We start from the raw sequence: 3956 nt of genomic DNA, 5'->3' as shown, positions 1-3956 counted from the left end.
TCGGGTTGTTCGACGCCACCACGTCGACCGTCAGGTACGGCAGGCCAGCGAGCGAGACGGAGCCCGGTCGGATCGCGGCAAGGTAGCCCGTGCCCGAGACGTACTGGTTGGTTGCGTACACCCGCACCCAGTCGCCAATGCCATCGGTGCCGTTGTCGATCGTGACCGTGCCCCAGTGGTCCGTGTGGCACTTCTGCGACGTCCACCCGGTGTCGTCGTCGCACTCGTCGATGACCTCGTACACCGCTGGGTCCTCGGGGTCGACGGGGACGGGGAGTGCTTCGATGACCGTGGTCTCGAGGTCGTGGGCCCAGGGGAGAGCGGTGATCGTCAGCGTGTAGAACCGGCGCTGACGCATGACCTCCTCGAGATCCCAGTCAGCCGCGTAGCCCTTGCTCAGCGTCGCCCGCACCACGTCGAACACGCCCGACCACGACCCGATCAGCGGCGGCGTCCAGATCAGCGGCGAGGGGGATGCGGCCAGCACCTCGGCCATGAACGCGGCCTCAGCCAACGCCAACGACTCGCCATCCTCGGCGGACAGGCAGACGTCGACCACCATCGTGCGGTTGTCGTAGCCCGTGGTCACCTCGAGCGAGCCGTCGGTCAGCATCGACCGGACTGCTTCGACCATCGGGACCGGGTTGCCGCCATCCATGCTCGCCAACGCGAAACAGGACCACGGTGTCGTCGGGTCCTCGGTCGATTCGATGACCAGATCGCCCCACGTCAGTTCGTGCGGCTGTACGAGCGTCATGACGGCACATACCCTCTCGGTCGGCGTCGGGCAGCGATGGAGTTGCCGGCGCGCATGGAGAGCCGGTCGTCTTTGTGCTCGGCGGCGTTGACTGCGGTGCCACGGCGAACCTCGGCGCGGAGTTCGCGGAGTTCGCGGGTGGTGGCCGGATCGGTGGCGTAGGTGACCGTGGAGGACGACGCAGCACGGGCGTAGGTCGCCGGCCGCACGTCGTACATCCGCTCGTCGCGGACCCGGAATGACTGGCGGTCGTCAGCCGGACCGCCACTCGCGAGGCGCTTGGCGTTCGCGGCGTCAAAGAACCCGACACCGTAGTGCTCGACGGCGTCCGCGTTGACGACGTATTCCTTGTTGGACAGCATCGCCGGGATCGCGTCATCACGCGGGCCGCCGGGACCACGGACCAAGCCGCCGTCGGCGAACAGATTCTTGATGGACGCACTGATCGTGACCGTGCGCGGGCGCGTTATGTTGGCCAACTGCTGCTCGATCGCGGGAACGCCGAGTAAGGATGCTCGCGGCGTGGTCCCGAGCTTGCTGGTGCCCACGAGAGACGTCTTGAGCTTCCCCAGCGTCGTGTCGAACGGCTTCTTGTTGAGGTCAGCCTTCGGCGTCGCCTTCTTCTTGTCAGCGGCACGGAGGTCGGCCGAGATGCCGCGCATCTTCGCGTTGAACGACTCGGCACGAAGGTCGATGAGTGGGCGTGACTCAGCCTTGCCGAGTCCGAGTAGTTCGCCCTTCGCGGCGGCAGCGTCCTCGCCCATGCCACGGATCTCGCGACGGCCTCCACGCGCGGCCTTGTTCAGCCGCTCGATGGCTGCCCCGCCGTCCTTCGCGAGGCCCTCGACCGCCTGCGCGGCGGCCGGGCCCTGCTTGATGAGTTCGTCGATGATCGAGCCCTTGAGCCCCTTGTTCCGCAGCGTCTGGATGTTGTCGCGGAAGTTGGCCAGCGCCTTGACCTGAGCCTCGAATGCCTTGAGCCAGCCGGACAGGGTGAACTCACTGCCAGCGATGTCATCGGAGAACGAGATGAACGCCTTGCCCGACTCGCGAGCAGCGGTGCGCGCCTCCTGCATCGCGATCTTGCCGCGCTCGACCTTCTGGGAGAACGTGTTGATCGCCCAGCCGGCCTTCTCCGTCGGCTCGACCGTGTTGTCGATCGCGGTGGCGTACTCGGGGAAGAGTTCGGCGAGTTCCTTGGTGGACTTGCCGGCGTCCTTGCCAGCGGCCTCGAGTTCCTTGAACGCACGCGCGGCGGTCTCAGAGTCGCCACTTTCGACCAGTCCGGCGAGAGCTTCGTCGATCGCCTTGATGTTCTTCTCGGCAGCCTCGGCACCAGTCGGATCCCAGTCCGTGACCCACCCGATGGGATTGGCCTTAGCCAAGCCCAGGTTGTCAATGTCCTGGAAGGTGTGGAACAGGTTGTCGAAGTTCTTTGTGATGCGACCGTCGGCCAGCGCCTCAAGGTCGCGGGTCAAGGAACTGCTGTCGACGCGGAGGTCGGCCACCTTCTCGAAGGCGGTCTGGAACGCATTGGCGCTCGCTACCAGCCCCACGATTCCGATGCCGGCCAACTGTGACTTGGTGCCGAGGACTCCGAGGCTCGCGCTCCATGCGCGAGTGGCAAGGCTCGCCGCAGACAGCGCTGTGACTGCGGTCATGATCGGCGTGCCAAGGGGGGAGTCCGCAATGGCCGCGATGATGTCGGCGATCGCCGTCAGCCCCTCGAGGACCGGGCCACCAAGTGGGGCCGCAGCCTCGCCGATCTGGAGGACGGCGTTCGCGATCGCGCCAGCAGCGTCGGCGACCTTCGGGCCGCTCTCGTTGACGTAGGCCAAGAACTCAGCGAAGCCCTCGGTCTGGTCCAGTCCGGTCGCCCACATGTCGAACGAGTCGGCGACGTCGACCAGCCAGTCGCGAACGCCGTCGTTGACCGGATCGAAGGCCATCCACAACTCAGCGAAGCCGTGCGCGAGAGAGCCGACCGAGCGAGACAGGGCCGCGATCGCATCGGGCGCTTCGTCCTCGACGAACTGGAAGAACTCGGCCCAGCGCTTGCCGGCCAGCGACTCGGCGCCGGACGCAATCGCGTTCCCGCCCGCGGCGCTGACTGCGAACAGGATGCTCTCAAGTCGCGGGGCGGCGTCCTCGAGTGAATCCAGAGCCTGCGTCAGGCCGGGGAACCAGCCAGCCGACGCGGACTTACGCAGGTCGGCGAGGACCGGCCGCAACTCCTGGAAGCGCTCGACGAACGCCTGCGCCTGTGGGGCGAGTTTCGCCATCGCCGCTTCGGCCTTGTCGAGGTTCTTGGCCGTCGGCTCGAGCGCAGCGTCATTCACAGCCTTGAGCGCGTCGCCAACACCTCGTGTCGCGACTATCAGGGACAGCGCGCCAATGGACGCGAATCCGAGCTGCGAGGCAAGCCCGGCGACGCCGGCTGCGCCGACGGCGGCGATCGGAGCCAGGGCGGGACCGACGGTCGCACCTACTCGCGCCAGGAGCGCCATGCGGCCGGTCAGTTGGTTGATGTCCGAGCCGACGCGACGCGAGGACCGCCCGAGCGTGTCAGTCTCGCGCGAGACGCGGGGAAGCGACTTCTCGACATCGGTGGCCGAGCCGTCGAGGTCGTCCAGTGAACGCCCGAGGAGCGCAGTCGCGGCAGCGGCTTTCGCCATTCCCGTCGACAGGTGATCCTCCAACTCGAGGATTACGCGCTCTCTGCGTGTCGCCACTGGACCACCGCCTTCTTGGGTTGGGGAGACGGAAGCCGGGCAAGCGGCTTAGGGTGCTGGTATGAGCGAGTTGCGAACGCCGGCCGCGATCGTGTTGATGGCCGCAGTGCTGGCGTTCGTCGGCAATGGCATCGACAACGAGCAGTTGCGCAGTACCTGCCTGAGTGGCGCTGGAATCGTGTTCGTGGTCGGACTGGTGACCGCGATTAGTGCACTACTCGGCAACAGGGGTGACTGACGGCGCTTTCATGCGCATCGCCAGGTAGCGCCCATCCTCGGGCCGCATCTTCTCGGCCGGGATCTTGTCGCCACCGAGTTCCTTGAGCGTCCGCTCGTCCTCGGCGTGAATGATTCGCAGGCCCTTGGCGAGATTGACGCACGCAGGACAGCGACGCCGAACCATCTCCATGTCAGGATCGGTGTCCGCGATCGACTTGTGCATCCCGCACTCACAGATGTTGGCGTCG

General features: G+C 66.5%; 4 protein-coding genes. 1 reads left to right on the top strand and 3 read right to left on the bottom strand.

Translation table 11 applies throughout. The features are described 5' to 3' along the window. Both V6M39_RS06455 and V6M39_RS06450 read right to left on the bottom strand, forming a co-directional pair. On the bottom strand, positions 1–757 hold a 757-nt coding region (locus V6M39_RS06455), incomplete at its 3' end, for a hypothetical protein (RefSeq protein ID WP_332642936.1). After that, on the bottom strand, positions 754–3489 hold the full coding sequence (locus V6M39_RS06450; RefSeq protein WP_332642935.1) for a hypothetical protein: 2736 nt from the start codon (positions 3487–3489) through the stop codon (positions 754–756). The genes V6M39_RS06450 and V6M39_RS06455, both read right to left, overlap by 4 nt. 61 nt (positions 3490–3550) lie before the next feature. Here V6M39_RS06450 and V6M39_RS06445 point away from each other — a divergent pair, with 61 nt between their 5' ends. Continuing rightward, positions 3551–3727, top strand: a complete 177-nt coding sequence (locus tag V6M39_RS06445; RefSeq protein ID WP_332642934.1) for a hypothetical protein — start codon at positions 3551–3553, stop codon at positions 3725–3727. On the opposite strand, the gene V6M39_RS06440 is transcribed toward V6M39_RS06445, so the two are convergent. Then, the coding region (locus V6M39_RS06440; RefSeq protein WP_332642933.1) for a hypothetical protein at positions 3704–3956 on the bottom strand (253 nt) is incomplete at its 5' end. The two genes, V6M39_RS06445 and V6M39_RS06440, sit on opposite strands and share 24 nt — an antisense overlap.

Origin of the sequence: Aeromicrobium sp. (genome assembly GCF_036675695.1) — a bacterium.
Taxonomy (GTDB): Bacteria; Actinomycetota; Actinomycetes; order Propionibacteriales; family Nocardioidaceae; genus Aeromicrobium.
Note: the sequence above shows the minus strand (reverse complement) of the source record. Positions and strands in the feature narration are given on the sequence as shown.